This window comes from Kordia sp. (assembly GCF_965224175.1).
Classification (GTDB): Bacteria; Bacteroidota; Bacteroidia; order Flavobacteriales; family Flavobacteriaceae; genus Kordia.
Genome location: NZ_OZ245041.1, coordinates 2,892,365 through 2,915,572, shown reverse-complemented (window position 1 = coordinate 2,915,572; position 23,208 = coordinate 2,892,365). Strand labels below are relative to the sequence as shown.

The window sequence follows — 23,208 nt, the reverse complement described above, 5'->3', positions numbered from 1 at the left end:
TTGTTTTGAAAACAGTTTTTGTGTTTGTATTTTTGCACTCTACTAAAATTATAGACTATACCATGAAAACAATTTCATCGATTGTAGAAGAGTACATAAAAACAAAGCCATTCTTATCGAGTGCACTGTCGCAAGGCATTATCAACTTGACATCTTTATCACGATTAATTAAGCCTGAAATTGAACATCAACTTGGAAAAGAAGTGAAAAATGGAGCCATTGTAATGGCATTGAAACGTTTGTCTTCCGAATTGGAATTTCGTGTGACGCATCGTGTATTGAAATTTGTACGAAATATTGGAGAAATTACGGTGCGATCTTCCTTGAACGATTATACATTTAGAGTCACAGAAACTTTATTAAAGAGTCAAGCAGCATTCATGTCTGAAATTGAAGGTTTAAATACTGTTTTTTACACATCATCGCGTGGTGTGAACGAATCTAATATTGTAGTAAGTAATGAAGTTGCTGAGTTAGTAGGCAAGATGTTTAAAAATGAAATCTTATTAGAAAAGCAAGAAAACTTATCATCTATTACGGTTAAGTTACCCAAAGACAATGTGAATGTTCCTGGTATTTATTACTTCATCTTTCAGCGTTTATCTTGGGAAGGCGTAAACATTTACGAAGTAATTTCTACAACAAACGAGTTTACTATTTTAGTAAATGACGAACAAGTAGATAAAGCTTTTACCGTAATTAAAAACTTGAAATCACTGTAGTACTATATATTGAAAATTCAACGCGTATAAACATCTATGTGTTAAAAACAGGTGTTTATACGCTACTTAAGATCGATATTAATTCAGTACTTTGTTTTGTAAATACATTTATTTAAGTAAATTTAGATAGATTTTAAGGTGTTTTAGCCAGAATGCCTTTCTTTTCTAAATAAAAAAAGTATAGTATTTACATTATACGTTACCCCTAACGCCCGCTTTATTTGCTGGTTCTTAAAAGAGCCAATCTTAGACGATTATTAGAATTTATTTTTTGCCATGTTTTACATGCAAGAGACCTAATTTTTAGTGTCTTATGTTTGATGTAGAAACTGATGAAAAACGATATATATGTTATAGAAATTATGTCTATAACTAGCAAAAGCTTGCGTGGAAGAATTGACAATTTCTGTTTAGTAGAAAGATAAATCTTAGGGTATTTTTCTTAAGAAAAATTGATTTATCGGGTCTGAAATTTAAAAACTCTTAAACGTAATTTTAGTTTTACGAGAAATCCCGCTCATTATTGAGCGGGATTTTAAATATGTATAGGTTGGTATTTAGCGAAACAATACATTCAAAAGTTGTTTCTATCTTACACTATACATAGAGAGAAAGTCATAGTCACATGAATTTCTTCTGATTCTCTTTTTAGAAATGACATGGGTTAGGTCGCTTAGATTTTTTTACAGGACATTTGCAACAAGTTTTTAAACAAGGACCATGTGTAGACTTCACGTCGCCTACTGCGCCACCCATAATTGCAAAAGAAGCAATAGATTTTTTTCTAAGATTCAGATTTCTTATTTTTTGTTTTTTCATTACTTTATGTTTTAAGATTAATACTTGATTTTATTTTTGTAAATCATGATTTCACTTACAAAACAATGAGTTATTTGATTATCAGTCAATTAAAGCAAATGATGATTCCTTGAATTTCACCTATAATTCCCTGAATTATTGGAAAACTAGCTATAAAACCTTGTGTGTCCAAGTAGCTTTTAAGTTATATTTGTTAGAAATACTTCCCTTTATATGAAAAAGTTTATACTGTTTGCATGTATATTTTTTAGCGGATTTTTCGTGTTTGCACAAGACAAAGAAGATCTACTCGAAGAGTTTAACATTCTCAGAATTCAGTTTCGCGATACAAGTATCAATTATGAAGAAGTAAAAATACTTGCGACACAGTATTTAGATAAAGCTAAAAAAAGTCAAGAAGATCGATTCATTGGGTATGGTTATTATCTACTCACTGTAAAAAATACGGATACCGAGCAGACACTTGAGTATTTAGATAGTGCTATCTTTTATACAAAGGCATTAAAAAAAGACTTTATGTTTCCAATGCAAGCGTATTTAGTGAAAGGAGTTGTCTTTGATGGAAAAAGAGATTATGACAATGCTTTAAAGAATTATTTACTCGCACAAGCAGCAGCAGAAATGAATGAAAGTGTTTTTTATGAGTACAATATAAAATACAATATTGGTTTCTTAAAACGAATTTTAGGCGACTATGATGAAGCAGAAAAGTTATTTTTAGAATGTTTGGATTATGAAAAATCTAAGGAAACATTAGATGGAAACGCATATGCTAATATTTTACTGCTACTTTCAACAATTTATCATGAATCAGGTAAAGTAGTAAAAAGTTCTGATATTAACCAAGAAGGGATTCGTTTTTCACTAGATAATGATTTGTCTGAATTTTATAACAGATTTGTAGTAAGTGAAGGTGTGAACTTAAGTACGAAAGGAATTTATCAACAAGCGATAGATAGTATAGAAAAAGTACGTGATTTTTTAGAGGAGAGCAATCGATTTGTAGCTGATTATTATTTAGCAAAAAGCTATTATGAAGTTGGACGTAAGAAAGAAGCATTGGACAAGTTTATGGCTATAGATGCGGTTTTTAATGAAACAAATGATTTATTACCGCCATTGCGAGGAGCTTACGTATATTTAATTAAAGATGCTAAAGAAAAAGGAGATAAAGAATTGCAGCTACAGTATACGAATCAGCTACTTAGGTTTAATGATATGATTCATGAAAAGTATAAATCGTTAACTAAGAATATTAAAGATGATTACGATATTCCACAACTATTAGCTGAAAGAGATGAATTGATTGAAGACTTAAAGCAAGGAAATGCTGAAGTTTCTGAAAAAAATAAATGGATTATTATTATAAGTACGCTGTTTAGTTCGTTAATGTTGGGAGGTTTTTTATATAACTATACATTGAAAAAAAGATATGAAAAACGTTATAACGAAATTATAGCGAAATCTAATGCTAGTATCGAAGAGGAAATTGTAGTCAAAGACATCAAGTCGGAAGTAGTTTCTATAGGAATTGATCAGCATATTATTGAAGAAGTTTTAAAGGAATTGGAGGTGTTTGAAAAAAGTGAAGCATACCTTACCAATCAGATTTCTTTGAAAGACGTAGCTAAAATAGTGAATACGAATTCTAAGTATTTATCTAAAATTGTAAACTCTTATAAAAAGAAGAATTTTACAACGTATATAAACGATTTACGAATTGATTATTTAGTAAGTCATGTGCAAACAGATACAAAATATCAAAAATATACGATCCGTGCTATTGCGGAAGAAATAGGGTTTTCAAATCCGGAAGGATTTTCCAGAGCTTTTCAAAAAAAGACAGGATTAAAACCTTCCTATTTTATCAAAAAAGTCCGAGAAAATACTCAAAAAAAACAATAATTCGCGGAATTGTAGTTTTCAAGCTGCTGATTTTCAATTGATATTAATTTTGAATTCTTAGATTTGATCACATTCAAATTTAAAAGAGTTATAAAATGAGAGAAAAAAGAAAAGTATTAGGTTTAAGAAAATTTGTAGTTGCTAACTTAAATACAAGACATTTATTTGGAGGAACAGGAACAACACGAGGTACTACAGATACAACAACTGTAGGTGCGCCAAGTGTAGCATGTGAAACAGGTGAAGCTGATAATGCTGATTGCGAAACAAGAACATTTCCTAAGTCACATCCTCAAAATCCTTGTGATCCACTTCAAGTGAATACTACAAATAATCAACCTGGTTTCCCTTCGCAAGGTGCAACTTGCTAAAAAAATGATGTATTAAGTCACATATGTGAAAATAAAAAAACAGAAAAGCAATTAAGCTTTTCTGTTTTTTATATATCGTAAGGATGCAATAATACATTCCTATATATAAGTAAATATTAAATCATTCTTTAGTATAAAACTCTTTCAATTCTTTTACGCCATATGGTTTTCCAATGATGCGTTTGTCCTTATCTAAAACAAAAAATGTAGGTGTAGAACTCACATCATACATATTTCCGATTTCATTATCCCATTTGTCCAAACCTAAAACATGAATGAAACTTGGGTAAAAAGAACTTTCATTTGCCCAACTTGCGCGTTCATCTTCCAAACCAATAGCAATTACTTTAAATTTTCCTTCTTCTTGACTTTTTACAAATTGCTTAAGCTTTGGTAGTTCTTGTAAACAATGTGAACATGTACTACTCCAGAATACAATAATATAATTTTCAGCACCTTCTAATTCGCTTAATTTTTGTGTCTTATTGTCTTTTACCCACGTAAATTCTGGGGCAACATGACCAAAAGATAAACGTTTATACTTTTCTAATTTATCAACTAAAACCTTGTCATTTTGTTCTTTTGCTAAAGAAATCAAATATTCATCAGAAATATGATTTGCAATATCTTGATTTTCTAAAACAACCATTTGTTCCCACAATACGCTAAATAAAGTCTTCTTGTATTCTGGTGAAATAGATTTAATCTTCTTTGAAATTGTAGCAATATTCTTCTTGTATTCACTGATTAATTCTTTGCCATTCATCTCTTTCATTGGCAAAGCTGTAAATACATAATTTGATATCTTATCTGAGATAAAATCAGAGTTTTGTAATACTGGATTAGAAAAATCAATATGATCAAAATAGTGTTTCTTGATATTTTCAACCATTACTTGAGGCGTTTCATACGTCGTTGGAATATACGAACGACTAGCTTCAATAAAATGAGAAGCAATAGTACCTTTGGCTTCTTTCTCAAAGATTTCTTGGGTCTCGTTTAGCGCTTTGAATATAGCTAAAAACGTTTCTGTATCTGTTTCTCCGTTTTGATAGAACGTATTAATTTGTCGTTTTACAGTATTGATACTAGAAAAGTATTCAGTGTTCAATTTATTTTCCTTTGAAACGGTAAACTCCAAACTATTTTCTCCAAAAACGAGGTTAATATCTTCTTCACCGCTATAAATAAAATCAAAATTCTCAGATTCTTGAGGTAATCCATACACCAAACGATACATGCCTTTTTCGGCTTCTGGCTTAAAAGTATAATTTAATTTTCCGTCGACAATCTTTCCATTATCAACATATTTTTGATGTGTAGTTTTAAGCTTATAAATAATAAACCATTCATACTTTTCTGCTGGTGAAAAGCTGCCTGAAACTGTTTTTTGTGCTTGCATACACAAAGGAATCAGGAAGAAAATAAAAAGTATTTTTTTTATCATAATATTCTTTTTTTAGTTCTTATGAAGAACTTATTTAATTTTTGTCATAAAAACAATAATCAAGCCAAAGCAAATTATACAATTTTTTCTAAAACATTTAGGGCTTTCTTTACCGTTGTAATTTGCTCAAAAGTAAGCAATAAACGCAAACCGTTACGTGTTTGTTTTTCTTTCATTTTACAAACAGAAGGATTGTGTTGTACAAACTGTAATACCTGACTAAAGTTAGGACTTTGGTAAAAATCAGATTGTTGATCGGAGATAAAATAGCCAATCAATTTTCCTTTTTTCATGATAATTTTTTCCAAGCCTAATTTTGTGGCAATCCATTTAATACGAACTGAATCTAATAAAGCAATGGCAGGTTTTGGTAAGGGACCAAATCTGTCAATGAGTTCATTTTCATAGATTTGTAAATCTTCTTCCGTTTTAAGTTCGCTCAACTTATTATACAATACTAAGCGTTCTGAAACAGTATTTATATAAGCGTCAGGGAATAATAATTCAAAGTCAGTATCAATCTGTGTCTCCTTTAAAAATACTTTTTCCTTCTTGCTTTCTTGATCTTTATATAATTCTTTAAACTCATTTTCTTTGAGTTCTTCAATGGTCTCATTTAAGATTTTTTGATACGTTTCAAAGCCAATCTCATTGATAAAACCACTTTGTTCGCCACCAAGTAAATCTCCTGCACCACGAATTTCCAAATCCTTCATGGCAATATTAAAACCACTTCCCAACGTAGAAAATTGTACCAAAGCATTGATACGTTTACGTGCATCTTGTGTCATCACAGAATCTGGTGGTGTAATAAAATAACAGAAAGCTTTCTTATTACTTCGTCCAACACGACCACGCATTTGGTGTAAATCACTTAATCCAAAATTATTGGCATTATTAATAAAAATCGTGTTGGCATTTGGTACATCCAAACCACTTTCAATAATTGTGGTAGAAACCAATACATCAAATTCACCATTCATAAAAGCAAGCATCAACTTTTCGAGCTTCTTGCCGTCCATTTGTCCGTGTCCAATACCAATTTTTGCATCTGGTACCAAACGTTGAATCATTCCGGCAACTTCTTTGATATTTTCAATTCTATTATTAATAAAAAATACTTGTCCACCACGCTGAATTTCATAACTCACAGCATCACGAATAGTTTCTTCTTGAAAACGAATCACATTGGTTTCAATCGGATAACGATTTGGTGGCGGTGTATTAATTACAGATAAATCACGAGCAGCCATTAAGCTAAACTGTAATGTTCTTGGAATAGGTGTGGCAGTGAGTGTTAATGTATCTACATTCTCTTTAATGGTTTTTAGTTTGTCTTTTACAGCAACGCCAAATTTTTGTTCTTCATCTACGATTAAAAGACCTAAATCTTTAAATTTTACGGCTTTATTTACCAATTGATGCGTTCCAATCACAATATCTACTTGTCCGCTTTCAAGACCTTTCAACACTTCACTTCGTTGTTTTGCGGTACGGAAACGATTCAAATAATCAATAGTTATTGGCATATCTTTTAAACGCTCGCTAAAAGTTTTATAATGCTGAAAAGCTAAAATAGTTGTCGGTACTAAAATAGCGACTTGTTTTCCATTATCAACAGCTTTAAATGCAGCTCTAATGGCAACTTCAGTTTTTCCAAAACCAACATCTCCACAAACCAATCTGTCCATTGGACGTTCACTTTCCATATCGGCTTTTACATCTTGTGTTGCTGTCGATTGGTCTGGCGTATCTTCATAAATAAACGAAGCTTCCAACTCGTGTTGTAAATGTGTATCAGGTCCGTATTGAATACCTTTCTGCATGCGTCGTTTAGCATATAATTCAATCAAGTTATATGCAATATGCTTAACGCGTGCTTTGGTTTTTTGCTTTAATTTTTTCCAAGCGCCAGAACCGAGTTTATATATTTTTGGTGCTTTTCCATCTTTTCCATTGAACTTAGAAATTTTGTGTAATGAATGAATGCTCAAATACAAAATATCACGTTCGCCGTAAATCAACTTGATGGCTTCTTGCTTTTTTCCTTCTACATCAATTTTTTGTAAACCACCAAATTTTCCAATTCCATGATCAATATGTGTTACATAATCACCGACTTCTAAATTGGTCAATTCTTTCAGTGTAATGGCTTGCTTTTTTGCGTACCCATTTTTTAAATGAAACTTGTGATAACGTTCAAAAATTTGATGATCAGTATAGCAAATTATCTTCTGGTCATGATCTGCAAAACCTTGATAGAGTGGAAGCACAACAGTTTCATAATGTACTTTTTGTTCCACATCATCAAAAATATCATGAAAGCGTTTTGCTTGTTGTTCACTAACGCAGGTAATATAATTGGTATATCCTTTTTCGTGATTTTTATCTAAATCTTCAATCAATAAGTCAAATTGACGATTAAAAGATGGTTGTGGAGTTGTGTTGAATCTGACGAAAGTATCAGCTTTTAACAAAGGATTTGCCGTCAACTCTACAATGGTATAGTCTAAAAACTGGCGCTGTAATAATGTTCTGGTGCAGAACAATTCTTCTGGCGTATTATGCTTAATGTCTTCAGATAATTCTGCGAAAGCGTCATTTGCTTTACTGAATAACTTATCAATTCGATCAAACAGTAATTCAGTATTTTTCGCAAAAACAATCGTTTTTCCAGGAATATATTTTAAAAAGCTTTCGCGCGATTCTTGCAATGCTTTATTTTCCACATTCGGAATAATGCTAATCTTCTTCACTTTTTCGGTAGAAAGTTGCGTTTCGACATCAAACGTACGAATGCTATCTACTTCATCGCCAAAAAACTCAATTCGGTACGGTTCATCATTTGAAAAAGAATACACATCTACAATTCCACCACGAACTGAGAATTCACCAGGTTCAGTAACAAAATCAACACGATTAAAATTGTACTCAAATAAGGTTTCATTCACAAAATCAATAGATAGTTTATCGTTGAGTGAGATTTTGAGTGTATTTTTTTCTAATTCCTTTCGAGTCACTACTTTTTCAAAAAGTGCATCAGGATAAGTGACAATCAAAGATGGTTTTCTGCGCGAATTGATTCGATTCAACACTTCTGCTCTCAACAATACATTAGCATTGTCGGTTTCTTCAATCTGATACGGTCTGCGATAGCTTCCTGGATAAAAAAGAACATCTTTATCATTTAGTAAATGTTCTAAATCGTTCAGGTAATATGCGGCTTCTTCTTTGTCGTTTAAAATAAAGATAAACGGCATGTCACTTTGCTTGAAAGTTTCAGCAATTACAAACGATAAACTTGATCCAGTAAGGTCTTTTGCGTGTACTTTTTCTTGATTTTTGGCAATAGCTTGCCCCAATTTCCTAAGTTCAGGAGATTGTGAAAAATGTTGCGAGATTTTAGATATACTCACGGTGAAAAAAATTTAGACACAAATATACTATCCAAACGATGATAATCCATAGAAAATCAGACTAAAATTTTGCATGAAAAGCCGATAGATTATTTATATTTGCAGGACTAAAAATTAAGAAATGTCTATATCAGATTTATATTCAAGTGGATTTCGTAAAAGAAATCAAGACCATTTTGCAGCAATCGTTCGTGTTGCAATGAGTGATGACGTAATTTCAGAGGAAGAAAAAGCTTTCTTAGATAGAATGGCAAGGAATTTAGATGTCTCTGAAGATGATTACAAAGAGATTTTAAAAGATTACAAATCGCACCCAATTAATCCACCAATTATGTACAACGAGCGTTTAGAGCGTTTGTACGATTTGTCAAGAATGGTATATGCAGATCATGAATTAGGACCAAAGCAAACGGTAATTTTAGAGCGTTTAGGAATTGGACTAGGATTTTCACCAGAAAACGTAGCTTATGTAGTTCACAAAGCATTAATGTTGGTAAGTAAAGGTGTTGATGTTGATGATTTTAAAGATGAGATCAAAAATATGAATCGTTAATCTTACAACGATATATAAAAAAACCGAACTTGAATGAGTTCGGTTTTTTTGTGTTTATTATTTAAGATGTTTGTAAATCTTTTTCAATAAAGTCTTTTCGTCAAATGGTTTTTCAATGATATCATTCATGCCCATTTTCTTGTAACGCTTTTTGTCTGTATCATATAAATTAGCTGTAATTGCTAAAATTGGAATTGTTTTACAGTTTTGTACAGGTAATGAACGAATCATTTTTGTCAATTCGTCTCCGTGCGTTCCCGGCATACGAATATCCATCAAAATTAAGTCGTATTCGTTGTGAATTACACTTTCAATAACATCTTCTCCATTACTGATAATATCTAAGTAGAAATGACCTTCTTGTGCTAGTATTTTCAAAACTGCCATTTGGGCAAGTTCTGAATCTTCAGCAAGTAATACATTGTATTTTTCTTTAGATAAAAAGTTTTTATGCTCAATGTCAGACTTGTCTTCTAAAGAATTTTCTTTTTGATTTAAAGGATATTTGAAGCTGATGTTCATTTTAAAAGTAGAGCCTACATTTTCTTCACTTTCTACAGTAATTTTTCCGCCCATTAACTCTACGAGTCCTTGTACAATAGACAATCCGAGTCCTGTGCCAGAATATTTTTTAGAGTTATTAAGCTGTGTAAAACTATTGAAGATAAGGTCTAATTTTTCAGCAGGAATTCCAATTCCAGTATCTTTTACGCTGATGTTTAAATTTACTTTTCGCGCTCTGCGTTGGTTTTGACGAACAGAGAAAGTAACTTTTCCAGTCGTTGTAAATTTAAAAGCATTTTCAATCAAGTTTTCAAAAACCTGTTTGATACGTGTTTTGTCACTTTCAAAATACTTTGGAATACTGTCATCGAAATCTACTTCAAACTCAATATTTTTCTGTTTCGCTTTTACGCTATACGTGAACTCTAGCATTTCAATCAGCTCATGAAAATCGAATAATTCTTCTTCAATTGCTAGTTTTCCAACTTCAATTTTTGACATCTCTAAAATGTCGCCAATCATATTTTTTAAATGGTCAGCAGAAGACTTAATCACTTCAACATAATCCTGCTGTTCTAATGACATGTCTGTTTTTTGTAATACAGAACAAAATGCCGTTACACCAGTTAATGGATTACGTAACTCATGACTAAAATTAGCGATGAACGTATTTTTAAAATCTTCTTTTTCTTTTAAATATTTATTCTTGAGTTCTAAAATCTGTGAGTTAATGACAGATTCGTTTCTGCTTTGCGCTACTTCTTGGTAATACTTATAATGATCTGAGAAATCGTGAATAATAATCAACGTTGGCTTGTCGTCAGCAAACGTTTTAAATTCAATATCGCAGGTGTATTCTTGTTTGTTTTTATTTTCTAAATGAACACAAGTAAACTTGATATCATTATCTTCTTGTGCATCAAAATAGGCAGCAAGTCCTTCAAAAAACGGACTTACTATACTTATTTCATCTCCTTTTTTAAGTGAAAATAATACATCATCACTCTCCAATACATTTCCAGATGCATCAATGGTTATGAACTGTGTTCTTGGATGAAAATAGGTTCCTCTATAGGTTTCTAACATAGTAATTATTTCACGAGTTCTTTCGCTAAAGTGATAAACAAATTATCTACTTTATCACCTGTTTTGGCACTTGTAAAAAAGTCAGGAGTAATTCCGAAGATATTTTTGTTTTCTTTCAAATAGCTTTTGGTAACTAAGTCTGCTTTGTTTCCAACAATTTTTAATGGAGTGTTGGTGTATTGATTTGTTAGATAGGTAATATCGTCTTTTAAATTTTCAAACGTTGCAGGTCGTGTAATATCAAACACATAAATAAATCCATGTGTTCCTAAAAGGTATGATGCTCTTGTTTTTTTAATATCATCATATCCTTCTAGATCCCAAATAATAAGGGATATTTTTTCGTCAGGAGCAATTTCCACTTCTTTTTTCAAGATGTGAACTCCAATGGTAACTTTATAGTCAGATGTAAATGTATTTTCGACAAACTGTCGAATCAACGAAGACTTTCCGACACCAAAGTGACCTAGTAAAATTATTTTTTTAGAGGCTTTCATTCGTACTAAAGTAGAATTCTAATTCGTTAGTAATATCTTTTTCTTTAATTTCACTTAAATCGTCAAATAAATTCAAGAAATTGTCAGTAAAATTAAAGATTATATCTTGTATTTTGTTCTTAAAGATAAGATTATATTCTCCAGAAATTGCAACTGCAACGTAAAAAGATACAAAGCTCTGAATATGAATGTGATATAATTCGTACTCAATTAATTCTAAATTTTGACTTTTCTCATTAAAAGCGTCTTCCACAAAACTTTTAATTGCTGTCAGCATTCCAGAAATCATGTCTTTGTCAATCGTTTCTGTTGTTGCATATTGACCAATAAGTAAGCCTGAATTTTTTTCAATTACTAAAACTTGCTCCACTTTTGAGATCGACGACAATTCACTTAGTAATAATTCCTCTTCTTTTACGCCACCAAACCACGATTTAAATTTTCGTTTCCAACTATTTGCTGAGAAACTATCTTCCAATTGTTTGTTGATACGTTCTGTAAGTAAACTAATTTCCTGCGAAATATACTTCTTAATCATTTTACCCATTATGGGATACAATGCTTCAACAACCTGATCTTTTGAATTTTTAATTTGTTCGGCAAGTGTCTCTGTAATTGTAGGTCCGAGTGTTTTAGGAATTTCTTCAATGAATTCTTCCAAACGTTCGTCGATAATAGGATCTACCTTGCGTGATAGTTTTTTTTGCTCGTTAATAATGGTTTCGAGCTCTTTAATTTTACTGTGTATAGACTTAGCATACGCACGATCATCCGTGAGTAATAACTCTTTTAATAGCGCTAATTTATCAGCTTCCGTCATAAATACAAAGTAAGATTTATGTTGGATATTATTCTTTTCCTATCTTTTCACCAAGGGTTACCAGTAATTGTCCTAACTGTCTTCGGTCTACTTTTTTCTCGTCTAAATCGTCTAATTTATTTTCAATATTGGTTTCCAATTCGGTAATACGAATATTTAAATCAGTGCTTAGATTGTCTATATTTTGAATCAATTCTGAACGAACTTCTTCAATTAAGTTTTCCAAAGCGTTCTTTTTGGCAAGAATGTCATTTTTGATGTTATCAAACTCAGAATTGTACTCTTGAATGTTTTCTCCAAAAATTAAATTCTTAATTGCTTCAATCTTAGTTGATGGATCAGAAATACTTGGATTTGTTTGATCAGCACCTGCGGTATTTTCACCTTTTTTTGCCATTGAGAAGTATTTTGTTGTACTAGGGTTAATACACAAAAATAGTAAAATTTAGGAAAGTTATTACTTTTCCTGTGAGTTCTTCATAAACTCATTTGCTTTTTCTACCATTTTTCGACTTCCGCAAAAGATTGGAACACGTTGATGTAGCTCTGTAGGTTTAATGTCCATGATGCGTTGAAAACCATTTGTAGCCAGTCCATTAGCTTGCTCAGCCAAATATGCCATAGGATTACATTCGTATAATAAACGTAGTTTTCCATTAGGCGCTTTGGAAGTTTGCGGATAAATGTAAATACCACCTTTTATCAAGTTTCTATGGAAATCAGAAACCAAAGAACCAATGTAACGTGAAGTATATGGTCTGTCTTCTTTTTCTTCTTGACAATATTTGATATAATTTTTTACTCCTTGCGGGAAATGTGCATAGTTTCCTTCGTTAATAGAATAAATATTTCCTGTTTCTGGAAATTTCATGTTTGGATGCGATAAGTAAAAAGTTCCGATAGCAGGATTTAAGGTAAATCCATTTACTCCATGTCCGGTTGAATATACCAACATAGTAGACGTTCCGTATATTACATAACCAGCAGCAACTTGTTGGTTTCCTTCTTGTAGAAAATCATCAATAGTTACTGGAGTTCCTACAGGTGTAATTCTTCTGTACACAGAGAAAATCGTTCCCACAGAAACATTTACATCAATATTAGAAGAACCATCAAGCGGATCCATTAATACGACATATTTATTCTGATTGTTTTCATCTGAACTATTAATAGCTATAAAATCATCGTTTTCTTCAGAACCAATTCCGCAGACAATATTTCTGTTGGTTAGCGTTTGAATAAATTTATCATTAGCATATACATCCAATTTTTGCTGATCTTCTCCTTGAATATTCGTTTCGCCAGCTGCGCCAATAATATCAACCAATCCAGCTTTATTTACTTCATGATTTACAACTTTTGCTGCCAATCGGATAGAATTGATCAGTCTTGAAAGTTCTCCAGAAGAATATTTAAACTCTGATTGGTTTTCAATAATAAATTCTCCTAACGTTTGATTTTTTTTAGCCATTTTGTCTACTTTGTTTCTCAGATCACAAATATCGATAATTTTGTAAAACTATAACGTTTTCGTAAAAATTATAATTTTTCCCTTGTTACCTTTGTGTAAATATTTTGAAGCTTATGAACTATACAATTCGAAAAGCCGTTTCAACAGATGTTGACGCTATCTTCCGATTGATTAAAGAATTAGCCATTTTTGAAAATGAAGAAAATGCTGTTGTTATTACACCTGAAGACTTGCGTAGAGATGGTTTTGGGGCAGTTCCAAAATTTCATTGTTTTATTGCTGAAGCTTCTGAAGAAGCAAAAGTAGGTTCTACAAAACAGGTTTTTGGAATTGCATTAGTGTATATGCGTTATTCTACATGGAAAGGTGAAGTATTGCATTTAGAAGATTTAATTGTAAGCGAAAAAGCCCGCGGAAAAGGAATTGGTGGTGCATTGTTGCAGAAAGTTATTGAGTATGGTAACGACTTAGGTGTGAAGCGTATTGGTTGGGAAGTTTTAGATTGGAATACACCAGCAATTGAATTCTATGAACATATTGGAGCAGATGTCAAACGCGATTGGCATGTTGTGCAATTGGACGAACAAGGAATTGGTAATTATTTAGCAAAGAAGTAAGAAATTATAAAATCAAATCGTCACTTCGAGTGAAATTTCAGCGTAGAATTTTATATCGAGAAGTACTTTGAAATTAAAAATATAATGTAAAAGATTCCTGATGTCACATCGAGTGCAGTCGAGATGCAAGCAGGAACACAAAATAAATTTTGTAATGAAAATATTCAAATTTGGTGGAGCTTCTGTAAAAGATGCAAATGGTGTTAAAAATCTTGTGAAGGTTTTGCAAGAAGTTGGATACGATAATACACTGATTGTGATCTCTGCGATGGGAAAAACAACAAATGCTTTAGAAGTAGTAATTAAAAACTATTTTGAGGAAAGTCCAGAGTTGCAGGCGTCCATTCAAGAAATTGTAAAATATCACAATGAAATTCTATTGGAATTATTTCCAAATGAAAGTCATCCAATTTTTGGAAAAGTCAAAAAGTTCTTTGAGGAACTGCAAGGTTTTTTAGGGAGAAATAAATCGCCAGATTATAATTATGTGTATGATCAAATGGTATCTTTTGGAGAATTGATTTCTACCACTATTGTTAGTGCATATTTAAATAGTATTTCTATTGAAAGTACATGGTTAGATGTGCGCGAAATGATAAAAACAGATACAAATTACCGTGATGCCAAAGTAAATTGGGAGACAACTCAAGAAAAAATCAAGCAAAACGTAAACACCAATAAACTCAATATAACTCAAGGTTTTATAGGAAGTGATCCAAATAACTTTACAACAACGCTTGGAAGAGAAGGTTCTGATTATACAGCGGCTATTTTTGCATACTGTCTCAATGCTGAAAGTGTTACTATTTGGAAAGATGTTCCAGGTGTTTTAAATGCAGATCCACGTTATTTTGAAAACGCACAATTGTTACATAATATTTCATATCGAGAAGCAATTGAATTGGCATTTTACGGAGCTTCGGTAATTCATCCAAAAACATTACAACCTTTACAGCGTAAAGAAATTCCATTGTATGTAAAATCGTTTTTAAATCCTAAAGGCGACGGAACTGCGGTGGCAAAAGGAGTTGGAATTACGCCAAATGTTCCGTGTTTTATTGTGAAAAAGAATCAAGTATTAATTTCATTATCTTCCTTAGACTTTTCGTTTATCGTTGAAAATAATATTAGCGAGATTTTCAAATTGTTGCACGATTGTAAGATGAAAGTAGATGTAATTCAAAACTCCGCCATTAGTTTTTCGGTATGTGTAGATAACAAGTTTAATAATCTTGAAAAATTACTCAAAACTTTACGCTCAAAATTTAAAGTAGCGTATTATGAAAATGTATCACTGTATACAATTCGACACTTTACAGAATCAGCAATTGAAGGATTGCAAAAAGAGAAAGAAATTTTACTCGAACAGCGCGCAGAACAAACGATTCAGCTAGTTGTGAAATAAATCATACAAATTAAGGTTGTTTTCCTATATTTGTAATTCGCCTTAAAGTAAATATATGGGATTGGTAACTGCAAAAGAAGTTGCAAAAGCGATCAAATTAGATAAATACGGATTCATTGGAACCTTCATTGGCTGGATTTTAATGAAAGCTTTGCGTATTTCTGATTTGAATAAAATTTATGACAAACATAAACATCTCGATGATTTAGAGTTTCTAAATGCATTGCTTGATGAGTTTCAGATTAAATTTGAAATTCCAGAGGAAGATTTGAAACGTCTTCCTAAAGATGGCGCGTACGTTACTATTTCCAATCATCCACTTGGTGGAATTGACGGAATTTTGTTGCTAAAACTCATGATTGAGCAACGACCAGATTATAAAATAATTGCAAATTTCTTACTACATCGCATTGATCCGTTGAAACCTTATGTAATGCCAGTGAATCCTTTTGAAGATCACAAAGGAGCTAAATCGAGTTTAGCAGGTTTCAAACAATCGATCATGCATTTACGTGAAGGAAAACCATTAGGAATATTTCCAGCAGGAGAAGTTTCTACTTATAAAGATGGGCGATTAATTGTAGATAAACCTTGGGAAGAATCGGCAATGAAATTAATTCAAAAAGCCAAAGTTCCTGTCGTGCCAATCTACTTTCACGCGAAAAACAGTCGCATTTTTTATCGTTTATCAAAAATTAGTGATACGTTCAGAACTGCAAAATTACCTTCTGAATTATTGACACAAAAAAATAGAGTGATCAAAGTGCGAATCGGAAAACCTATTTCCGTAAAAGCACAAGATGAATATGAAGGTTTAGCCGATTTTACAGAGTTTTTACGTAAAAAAACATACATGTTATCAAACACGTATGAAAAGCAAAATCTGTTGAGTAAAGTGCCAACATCACTCAAAATTCCAAAACCACCGAAAGAAATCATTACGCCAGTTTCTGCAGAAGTGATTCAACAAGAAGTAGAAAGCTTGTCAAAAAAACATCACTTACTTACTAGTAAAAACTATCAAGTTTTCTTAGCAGAAGCATCTGAAATTCCAAATGTACTTCGCGAAATAGGAAGACTTCGCGAAATTACTTTCCGTGAAATTGGAGAAGGAACGAATCAGGCAATTGATTTAGATAAGTTTGATTACTACTACCATCATATGTTTTTGTGGGATGCAGTTGCAAAACGATTGGTCGGAGCATACAGAATGGGACTTGGACATCAAATCTATGCAAACTACGGTATCGACGGTTTCTATTTGCAAGACTTGTTCCGTTTTGAGCCAGAATTGCACAAAATGATGAGCGAATCTATCGAAATGGGAAGAGCTTTTATCATTGGCGAATATCAACAAAAACCAATGCCGCTATTCTTACTTTGGAAAGGAATTGTACATACAACCTTGCGTCATCCAGAACACAAATACTTAATAGGTGGCGTAAGTATTAGTAATCAATTTTCAAACTTCTCAAAGTCATTGATGATTGAATTTATGAAATCGCATTATTACGATCCATATATCGCACAATATATTCATCCAAAAAAAGAATTTAAAGTCAAACTTAAAGATGCTGACAAAGATTTTATTTTTGATGAAACGGAAGCTGACTTAAATAAATTCGACAAAATCATCGATGAACTTGAACCAGGAAGCTTGCGTTTGCCTGTACTTATAAAAAAGTATGTAAAACAAAATGCAAAAGTAATTGCATTCAATGTAGATCCATTGTTCAATAATGCAGTTGATGGTTTGATGTATATTCGAATTGCTGATCTTCCAGAAAGTACAGTAAAACCTGTTATGGAGGAATTTCAGGCAGAACTAGAACGTAGACTAAACGATAACGAAGAAGAGTAAAAGCAACATCTTAACAACGCTTTTAATCTAATTCACTTCAGAAATTATAAAAATATAAGCGTGAAAATAATATCATACAACGTAAACGGAATTCGTGCTGCTATCAAAAAAGGATTCCTAGAATGGCTACAACAAGCAAACCCAGATGTTATCTGTATACAAGAAATAAAAGCACTCAAAGAACAACTCGATTTAGAAGCTTTTGAGCAAGTTGGTTATAAATATAACTACTGGTTTAGCGCACAAAAAAAAGGATATAGTGGTGTAGCAGTTCTCTGTAAAGAAGAGCCAAATCACATAGAATACGGAACTGGAATTGAGACGATGGATTTTGAAGGTCGTAACTTGCGTGTAGACTATGATCATATTTCTATTATGAGCATGTATTTACCTTCAGGAACTAATGACGCGCGATTAAGTTTCAAGTTCCAATACATGGACGAAATCAAAGAATACTTAACAGAATTACGAAAGGAAATTCCAAATCTAGTTGTCTGTGGTGATTACAATATCTGTCATGAAGAAATAGATATTCATAATCCAAAAATGAAAGGTGTTTCAGGATTTTTACCTGAAGAGCGCGCTTGGATAGGAAGTTTTATTGATAGTGGATTCATCGATTCGTTTCGTCATTTAAACAAAGAGCCACATCATTACAGTTGGTGGAGTTATCGAGCAAATGCACGCGCAAACAATAAAGGTTGGCGTATTGACTACAACATGGTTAGTGAACCGCTAAAAGATAACATCACAAGAGCAACTATTTTACCTGAAGCAAAACATTCTGATCACTGTCCAATTTTAGTGGAAATAGACGTGTAAACTTGTCGCATTGATAAGCAGTAGAAACTATAATACATACCTAAATCGTCATTTCGAGTGAAATTTCAGAGAAATTTTGTATCGAGAAGTGCTTTGAAATAAAAAATATCTAAGTAACTCTCGATACAAAAAATGTTTCGCATTTTTCAATCGAGTTGACGATTTAAAAATCATAAAAAACCGAAAAGAAAAAGAATACATGAAGTACACAAAAATCCCGCATACAGACATAAAAGTCAGTAAAATATGCTTAGGAACCATGACTTGGGGGAATCAAAATACCGAAGCCGAAGGTCATGAACAAATGGATTATGCATTTACGCAAGGTGTCAACTTTTTTGATACTGCCGAATTGTATCCAGTTCCAGCAACAGCAGAAACGTATGCAGAAACAGAACGCGTTATAGGAACTTGGTTCAAAAAAACAGGAAACAGAGACAAAGTGATTTTAGCTTCCAAAATTGCAGGTCCAGGTGAATATACTGCGCATATTAGAACTAATGGATTTAGTCCTGAAGCTATCAAAGATGCTGTAGAAAACAGTTTAAAACGTTTGCAAACAGACTATTTAGATTTGTATCAATTGCACTGGCCAGAACGTCAGGCAAACTTCTTTGGACAACGCGATTATAAACACAATCCAAATGATCCTTGGACAGATAATTTCAACGAGAGTTTACACGCTTTAGACGGGTTGATCAAAGAAGGAAAAATTCGCCAAGTAGGAATCTCAAACGAAACACCTTGGGGAACAATGCGTTATTTAGAAGAATCTAAAAAAGGATTGCCGCGTATGGTAACCATTCAAAACGCATATTCTTTATTATGTAGAAGTTTTGAAACAAGCTTAGCAGAAGTTTCTATGCGTGAAGGAATTGGTTTGTTAGCATATTCGCCACTTGGATTTGGTGTGCTTTCAGGAAAATATTTAGGAGGAAAATTACCTGCGAATTCACGATTGTCATTATTTCCTCGTTTTGCTCGTTACAGCGGAAAAGAAGCTACAGAAGCAACACAGAAATACTTTGAATTGGCGCAAAAACATAACTTGAGCCTGCCGCAAATGGCATTAGCATTTATCAATCAGCAATCATTTGTAACAGGTAATATTATCGGAGCTACAAAAATGGAGCAACTTAAAGAAAATATTGCTAGTATTGATCTTGAATTATCGCAAGAGGTGATTGATGGAATCAATGAAATTCATAATAGTATTCCAAATCCAGCACCGTAATTTAGGTGCATTGTAACTCTTAGATAATTGGAATTTTTGATTTCAAGACATTAATATATTCAATTCTCTCATTTTGAGAATTGCACACAACGATTTTGTAAATGGCTCATTGCGGGAAATTAACTATGATTTTTCGCAATGAGCCGTTTGCGTTGTTGAGCTTTTTTATTTAATTACTTTTTCCAAATGTCTTTCTGCTTTCATTTCTAAACTTACTAATTCTCCTTTGTAAAAAACACTATTTATGATCCATGGAATTGGCATTTTACGTCCATCTTCTTGAGATGTAATATGATTGACTTTTAAGGGGATTTTTTTCTTTTCTGCGTATTCTCTCAATAACTTATTTGTGTAAAATTCTGTAAAAGGACAAGTGTTAGAATAATATGCGGTGATTCCATTATTATTTGGGCAATTCCCTGATTTGGCACTTTCCATGAATTTTGGAAATTCTGCGTTAGGATTTGTTTTTAATCCCCAAAGTTTGAAATAGGGTTTTGCTTCGTCAATGATCTCAAATCCATGATGTTTAAGGAATTTTGGGTCGGTCGTAAAAGGTCTTTTCTTGTCACTCGAAACCGCAATAATTCCGTCCATTCCTTTTGAATCGACTAAACACTGCTTCAATAACTTTTTCCCGTTTCCTTTTCCTTTGAATTGTCCCGAAACCCAAAAACAATTTATAACCATAAAATTGTTTCCGATTAATGGTAGCCAAGAACTTTCAATAGGAATATATTCGATAAATACCTTTCCACGAACGTCAACTTTTTGAAAATTGTAGCCATTTTTAAATTCTGTTTTCAGCCACTCTTTTTTCTTTTCATATCCATCCTTACATTTTTTGTCGCTTATAGCGCAGCAAATGTGTTCGTCTTGAATATTCTTATCTGTAAGCTTTAGAATTTCCATTTTTTTACTTTTCTCAAAAGTAGCACAGATACACTTTTTTTTCTATGATAATTATCAACTTTTCGTTATAACTGAGTTTATATTGCTTTTAAAAATTAAAAAAGGGAACGTAACACAATGTCCGTTCCCTTTTCTAGTTTTTAAACAACCTTGCTTTTTATGTTAATTGCTAATGATTGTTGTATTGTGTCATTTTTAATTATTGAATCATTCAATCTTTCAATACGGCTAAAACAAATGTGCTACCAAATCTTCAATTCGTGAAATTAGCACCACTTTAATCTTAGTATTTTTTAAAGATATCTTGTTGTGTTTAGATGCAAAAAATGTGGTGAAACCTAACTTTTCGGCTTCTAAAATGCGTTGATCAATTCTGTTTACAGGACGAATTTCACCAGCCAATCCAATTTCTGCGGCAAAACAATTTGTTTTTGAAATTTCTTCATCTTCATTGCTAGATAAAATGGCAGCTATCACAGCTAAATCGATGGCTGTATCATCAATACTAATTCCTCCAGTAATGTTTAAAAAGACGTCTTTTGCAGCTAGTTTAAAACCTGCACGCTTTTCTAAGACAGCTAATAACATGTTTAAACGTTTGGCATTATAACCAGTTGTGCTACGTTGTGGCGTTCCGTAAACAGCAGTACTTACCAATGCTTGAATTTCTATCATTAAAGGCCGTGCGCCTTCTAAAGTAGCAGCAATGGCTGTTCCGCTGAGTTCATCTGCATTTTTAGAAATCAAAATTTCTGAAGGATTGTGTACTTCGCGTAAACCGTCTGATAGCATTTCGTAGATTCCTAATTCAGAAGTAGAGCCAAAACGATTTTTGAGTGAACGAAGAATTCTATACACATGGTTTCGATCACCTTCAAACTGTAAAACCGTATCTACCATATGTTCCAAGATTTTTGGTCCAGCAATATTTCCGTCTTTCGTAATATGCCCAATTAAAAATACTGGAATTCCACTTTCTTTAGCAAACTTGATTAATTCGGTAGTGCATTCTCGAATTTGTGAAATGCTTCCTGCAGAAGATTCTATATAATCTGAATGTAGCGTTTGAATGGAATCAATTACTACAATATCCGGTTCAACTTCAGCAACTTGCTTGAAAATGTTTTGTGTTTTTGTTTCTGTGAGCACAAAACAATTAGAGTTTTTCTGACTGATGCGTTCGGCGCGCATTTTAATTTGCTTCTGACTTTCCTCTCCTGAAACGTACAGGGTTTTATAGGGTAGTTTTAGTGAAATTTGCAGTAATAATGTACTCTTTCCGATACCAGGTTCGCCACCAAGCAAAATAAGTGATCCAGGTACAATTCCGCCACCTAATACTCTGTCTAATTCTTGATCGGATGTAGGTAAGCGTTTTTCAGTAGCAGAACTTATCTCGTGAATTAAGGTAGGTTTAGCGGTTCTAGAAACACCTTTTTCTTGTTTTTGCCAGTTGGCTTTTACTTCTTTTTGAATAACTTCTTCTACAATTGTATTCCATTGTTTGCAAGAAGAACATTGTCCTTGCCACTTTGCGAACTGTGATCCGCAGTTTTGACAGAAAAAAGATGTTTTTACTTTTGCCATATTACCAACCGAAGTCTTGTTTGAGTTTATCTGCTTTGTCGAGCATTAAATCTTTTGTAATAAAATCTATTGAATTCATACTGAATCCGTTTTGATACATGCGCAATGCTTTTTTAGGTTTTTCAGTTTTTTCGTAATATTCTCCCATGAAAAAGTGAAAAAGTGCAGTATCTGGATATTCCTTTTTTCCAAGTTTTGCCAATAGTTTTAAATCTTCGACATTTTTTGATTTGCGAACTGCAGAGTAAATAGCCATAAAATCATTTACAGAAACACGTTTTTCAAAGCCAAAAAGATCTTTGATGGTTTGGTATTTGTCTGTTAAATATATAAATGGTGATGTCTTTAAGGCTAAGATCTTTTCTTTATATTCTTTTACGCTAATTGGACGATACATTGAGAAAATTTGGCTCATAGCTCTTGGAATTGCTTGAACCGCTAATGAATTGTGATTTGCTTCTGGGAAATCATCGTAATAGTAAAAGATGTTTTCGTTTTTTAAAGTGCTCAACGAGCCGTGTAGGTCTTTGATTCGCGCAGCAGCTTTTTTTGTGTCTTCTTCTCCTGTAGCTAAATAGTAGAATTTTTTCTTTTCAAATTCTTCTAGTCGTGTTACGATGCGTCCTTCCATCTTTGGAGCAAAGTAAGGACTTAGGTTAATGTATGCGTCAAATAATGGTACTTCCTTGAATAAGTAATAGTTCGCAAAATTTGCAGTTAAATCATGTCCAACAATCATTTTAAAGTTGGCAGTGTTGTAATTCTTCTCTATAAATGGAATTAATTCCATACCAATAAACTCAAAAAACTTTGCGCCTTTATCAGCTGGTAATCCATTAGCATCATCATACGCGCAATCTTTTTCACGATCTTCTTTTTCATATTGATTCACTCCAACAACAATAGATTCTGGCATTTCGTCCCAATAACTATAATAGCGTGTATTGGCAACAACACTTTCAAAAAGATAATGAGCATCTAGAACGACAATAATTGGGTATACTTTTTCTTCAGAATAGCCTTCAGGAATATGTATTTGAATGTCGCGCGTTTCATTCAATTTCTTAGACTTTAATTTTTCAATTTTAGTTTGTGCATTTGCAGTGATAAAACAAACAAACGCCATCAATAGCATTGCATACTTTTTCATATGAAGATA

Annotated in this window: 19 protein-coding genes; 9 read left to right on the top strand and 10 right to left on the bottom strand. The window is 32.6% G+C overall.

The features are described 5' to 3' along the window. Positions 1-62: 62 nt before the first annotated feature. The 3 genes from ACOQOS_RS12675 to ACOQOS_RS12665 all read left to right on the top strand — a co-directional run bounded on the left by ACOQOS_RS12675 (position 63) and on the right by ACOQOS_RS12665 (position 3,817). Positions 63-722 carry an aspartate kinase gene (locus ACOQOS_RS12675; protein ID WP_420570831.1) on the top strand — a complete coding sequence of 220 codons (660 nt, stop codon included), beginning with the start codon at positions 63-65 and terminating at the stop codon, positions 720-722. A 1,032-nt stretch (positions 723-1,754) separates the two neighbouring features. Further along, entirely contained in the window at positions 1,755-3,446 is a 1,692-nt protein-coding gene (locus tag ACOQOS_RS12670) for a helix-turn-helix domain-containing protein (protein ID WP_420570830.1), read from the top strand. Positions 3,447-3,541: 95 nt separating this feature from the next. Then, positions 3,542-3,817 carry a hypothetical protein gene (locus ACOQOS_RS12665; protein WP_420570829.1) on the top strand — a complete coding sequence of 92 codons (276 nt, stop codon included), beginning with the start codon at positions 3,542-3,544 and terminating at the stop codon, positions 3,815-3,817. A 121-nt stretch (positions 3,818-3,938) separates the two neighbouring features. Here the strand turns inward: ACOQOS_RS12665 and ACOQOS_RS12660 are convergent, their stop codons facing one another. Further along, positions 3,939-5,264: a TlpA family protein disulfide reductase gene (locus ACOQOS_RS12660; RefSeq protein WP_420570828.1), complete on the bottom strand. Its 1,326-nt coding sequence runs from the start codon at positions 5,262-5,264 to the stop codon at positions 3,939-3,941. A gap of 74 nt (positions 5,265-5,338) precedes the next feature. Continuing rightward, positions 5,339-8,680: a transcription-repair coupling factor gene (mfd, locus tag ACOQOS_RS12655; RefSeq protein WP_420570827.1), complete on the bottom strand. Its 3,342-nt coding sequence runs from the start codon at positions 8,678-8,680 to the stop codon at positions 5,339-5,341. Positions 8,681-8,801: 121 nt separating this feature from the next. On the opposite strand from mfd, the gene ACOQOS_RS12650 reads away from it, so the two are divergent. After that, positions 8,802-9,233 carry a TerB family tellurite resistance protein gene (locus ACOQOS_RS12650; protein ID WP_420570826.1) on the top strand — a complete coding sequence of 144 codons (432 nt, stop codon included), beginning with the start codon at positions 8,802-8,804 and terminating at the stop codon, positions 9,231-9,233. A gap of 57 nt (positions 9,234-9,290) precedes the next feature. Here ACOQOS_RS12650 and ACOQOS_RS12645 read toward each other — a convergent pair whose 3' ends face one another. Genes ACOQOS_RS12645 through fbp form a run of 5 tightly spaced genes read right to left on the bottom strand, consistent with a single transcriptional unit; the run spans position 9,291 to position 13,611 of the window. Next, positions 9,291-10,823: a hybrid sensor histidine kinase/response regulator gene (locus ACOQOS_RS12645; RefSeq protein ID WP_420570825.1), complete on the bottom strand. Its 1,533-nt coding sequence runs from the start codon at positions 10,821-10,823 to the stop codon at positions 9,291-9,293. A 5-nt stretch (positions 10,824-10,828) separates the two neighbouring features. Beyond that, positions 10,829-11,320, bottom strand: a complete 492-nt coding sequence (locus tag ACOQOS_RS12640) for a Rab family GTPase (protein WP_420570824.1) — start codon at positions 11,318-11,320, stop codon at positions 10,829-10,831. Beyond that, entirely contained in the window at positions 11,307-12,140 is an 834-nt protein-coding gene (locus tag ACOQOS_RS12635; protein WP_420570823.1) for a cell envelope biogenesis protein OmpA, read from the bottom strand. Before ACOQOS_RS12635 ends, ACOQOS_RS12640 begins: the two co-directional genes overlap by 14 nt. Before the next feature lie 28 nt (positions 12,141-12,168). After that, the gene (locus ACOQOS_RS12630) at positions 12,169-12,537 is read right to left on the bottom strand and encodes a fructose 1,6-bisphosphatase (RefSeq protein ID WP_420570822.1); all 369 of its coding nucleotides are present in this window, start codon (positions 12,535-12,537) and stop codon (positions 12,169-12,171) included. A gap of 60 nt (positions 12,538-12,597) precedes the next feature. Beyond that, positions 12,598-13,611, bottom strand: coding sequence for a class 1 fructose-bisphosphatase (gene fbp / locus ACOQOS_RS12625; RefSeq protein ID WP_420570821.1), 1,014 nt, complete (start codon positions 13,609-13,611; stop codon positions 12,598-12,600). Between the two features lie 113 nt (positions 13,612-13,724). On the opposite strand from fbp, the gene ACOQOS_RS12620 reads away from it, so the two are divergent. From ACOQOS_RS12620 to ACOQOS_RS12600, 5 genes are all read left to right on the top strand, one after another. Beyond that, positions 13,725-14,228, top strand: a complete 504-nt coding sequence (locus tag ACOQOS_RS12620; protein ID WP_420570820.1) for a GNAT family N-acetyltransferase — start codon at positions 13,725-13,727, stop codon at positions 14,226-14,228. 154 nt (positions 14,229-14,382) lie between these two features. After that, a complete protein-coding gene (locus ACOQOS_RS12615) occupies positions 14,383-15,633 on the top strand; it encodes an aspartate kinase (protein ID WP_420570819.1) in 1,251 nt (416 codons plus the stop codon). Positions 15,634-15,688: 55 nt separating this feature from the next. Next, entirely contained in the window at positions 15,689-17,494 is a 1,806-nt protein-coding gene (locus ACOQOS_RS12610) for a GNAT family N-acyltransferase (RefSeq protein ID WP_420570818.1), read from the top strand. A 60-nt stretch (positions 17,495-17,554) separates the two neighbouring features. Continuing rightward, positions 17,555-18,316 (top strand): exodeoxyribonuclease III, encoded by a 762-nt coding sequence (locus ACOQOS_RS12605; RefSeq protein WP_420570817.1) that lies wholly within the window; start codon positions 17,555-17,557, stop codon positions 18,314-18,316. A 199-nt stretch (positions 18,317-18,515) separates the two neighbouring features. Continuing rightward, positions 18,516-19,550, top strand: a complete 1,035-nt coding sequence (locus ACOQOS_RS12600; RefSeq protein WP_420570816.1) for an NADP(H)-dependent aldo-keto reductase — start codon at positions 18,516-18,518, stop codon at positions 19,548-19,550. 165 nt (positions 19,551-19,715) lie between these two features. On the opposite strand, the gene ACOQOS_RS12595 is transcribed toward ACOQOS_RS12600, so the two are convergent. The 3 genes from ACOQOS_RS12595 to ACOQOS_RS12585 all read right to left on the bottom strand — a co-directional run bounded on the left by ACOQOS_RS12595 (position 19,716) and on the right by ACOQOS_RS12585 (position 23,199). Continuing rightward, positions 19,716-20,462: a YoaP domain-containing protein gene (locus ACOQOS_RS12595; RefSeq protein ID WP_420570815.1), complete on the bottom strand. Its 747-nt coding sequence runs from the start codon at positions 20,460-20,462 to the stop codon at positions 19,716-19,718. A gap of 228 nt (positions 20,463-20,690) precedes the next feature. Next, positions 20,691-22,049 (bottom strand): DNA repair protein RadA, encoded by a 1,359-nt coding sequence (gene radA / locus ACOQOS_RS12590; protein WP_420570814.1) that lies wholly within the window; start codon positions 22,047-22,049, stop codon positions 20,691-20,693. A gap of 1 nt (position 22,050) precedes the next feature. After that, positions 22,051-23,199 (bottom strand): alpha/beta hydrolase, encoded by a 1,149-nt coding sequence (locus ACOQOS_RS12585; RefSeq protein WP_420570813.1) that lies wholly within the window; start codon positions 23,197-23,199, stop codon positions 22,051-22,053. Between the last annotated feature and the right edge of the window lie 9 nt (positions 23,200-23,208).

Bases quoted from the DNA above. Each gene is read 5' to 3' on its own strand.
- ACOQOS_RS12650 (WP_420570826.1), top strand. From the start codon at position 8,802: ATGTCTATATCAGATTTATATTCAAGTGGATTTCGTAAAAGAAATCAA.
- ACOQOS_RS12660 (WP_420570828.1), bottom strand. From the start codon at position 5,264: ATGATAAAAAAAATACTTTTTATTTTCTTCCTGATTCCTTTGTGTATG.
- ACOQOS_RS12610 (WP_420570818.1), top strand. From the start codon at position 15,689: ATGGGATTGGTAACTGCAAAAGAAGTTGCAAAAGCGATCAAATTAGAT.
- ACOQOS_RS12620 (WP_420570820.1), top strand. From the start codon at position 13,725: ATGAACTATACAATTCGAAAAGCCGTTTCAACAGATGTTGACGCTATC.
- ACOQOS_RS12600 (WP_420570816.1), top strand. From the start codon at position 18,516: ATGAAGTACACAAAAATCCCGCATACAGACATAAAAGTCAGTAAAATA.
- ACOQOS_RS12595 (WP_420570815.1), bottom strand. From the start codon at position 20,462: ATGGAAATTCTAAAGCTTACAGATAAGAATATTCAAGACGAACACATT.
- ACOQOS_RS12670 (WP_420570830.1), top strand. From the start codon at position 1,755: ATGAAAAAGTTTATACTGTTTGCATGTATATTTTTTAGCGGATTTTTC.
- radA (WP_420570814.1), bottom strand. From the start codon at position 22,049: ATGGCAAAAGTAAAAACATCTTTTTTCTGTCAAAACTGCGGATCACAG.
- fbp (WP_420570821.1), bottom strand. From the start codon at position 13,611: ATGGCTAAAAAAAATCAAACGTTAGGAGAATTTATTATTGAAAACCAA.
- ACOQOS_RS12640 (WP_420570824.1), bottom strand. From the start codon at position 11,320: ATGAAAGCCTCTAAAAAAATAATTTTACTAGGTCACTTTGGTGTCGGA.
- ACOQOS_RS12585 (WP_420570813.1), bottom strand. From the start codon at position 23,199: ATGAAAAAGTATGCAATGCTATTGATGGCGTTTGTTTGTTTTATCACT.
- ACOQOS_RS12615 (WP_420570819.1), top strand. From the start codon at position 14,383: ATGAAAATATTCAAATTTGGTGGAGCTTCTGTAAAAGATGCAAATGGT.
- ACOQOS_RS12630 (WP_420570822.1), bottom strand. From the start codon at position 12,537: ATGGCAAAAAAAGGTGAAAATACCGCAGGTGCTGATCAAACAAATCCA.
- ACOQOS_RS12675 (WP_420570831.1), top strand. From the start codon at position 63: ATGAAAACAATTTCATCGATTGTAGAAGAGTACATAAAAACAAAGCCA.
- ACOQOS_RS12665 (WP_420570829.1), top strand. From the start codon at position 3,542: ATGAGAGAAAAAAGAAAAGTATTAGGTTTAAGAAAATTTGTAGTTGCT.
- ACOQOS_RS12635 (WP_420570823.1), bottom strand. From the start codon at position 12,140: ATGACGGAAGCTGATAAATTAGCGCTATTAAAAGAGTTATTACTCACG.
- ACOQOS_RS12645 (WP_420570825.1), bottom strand. From the start codon at position 10,823: ATGTTAGAAACCTATAGAGGAACCTATTTTCATCCAAGAACACAGTTC.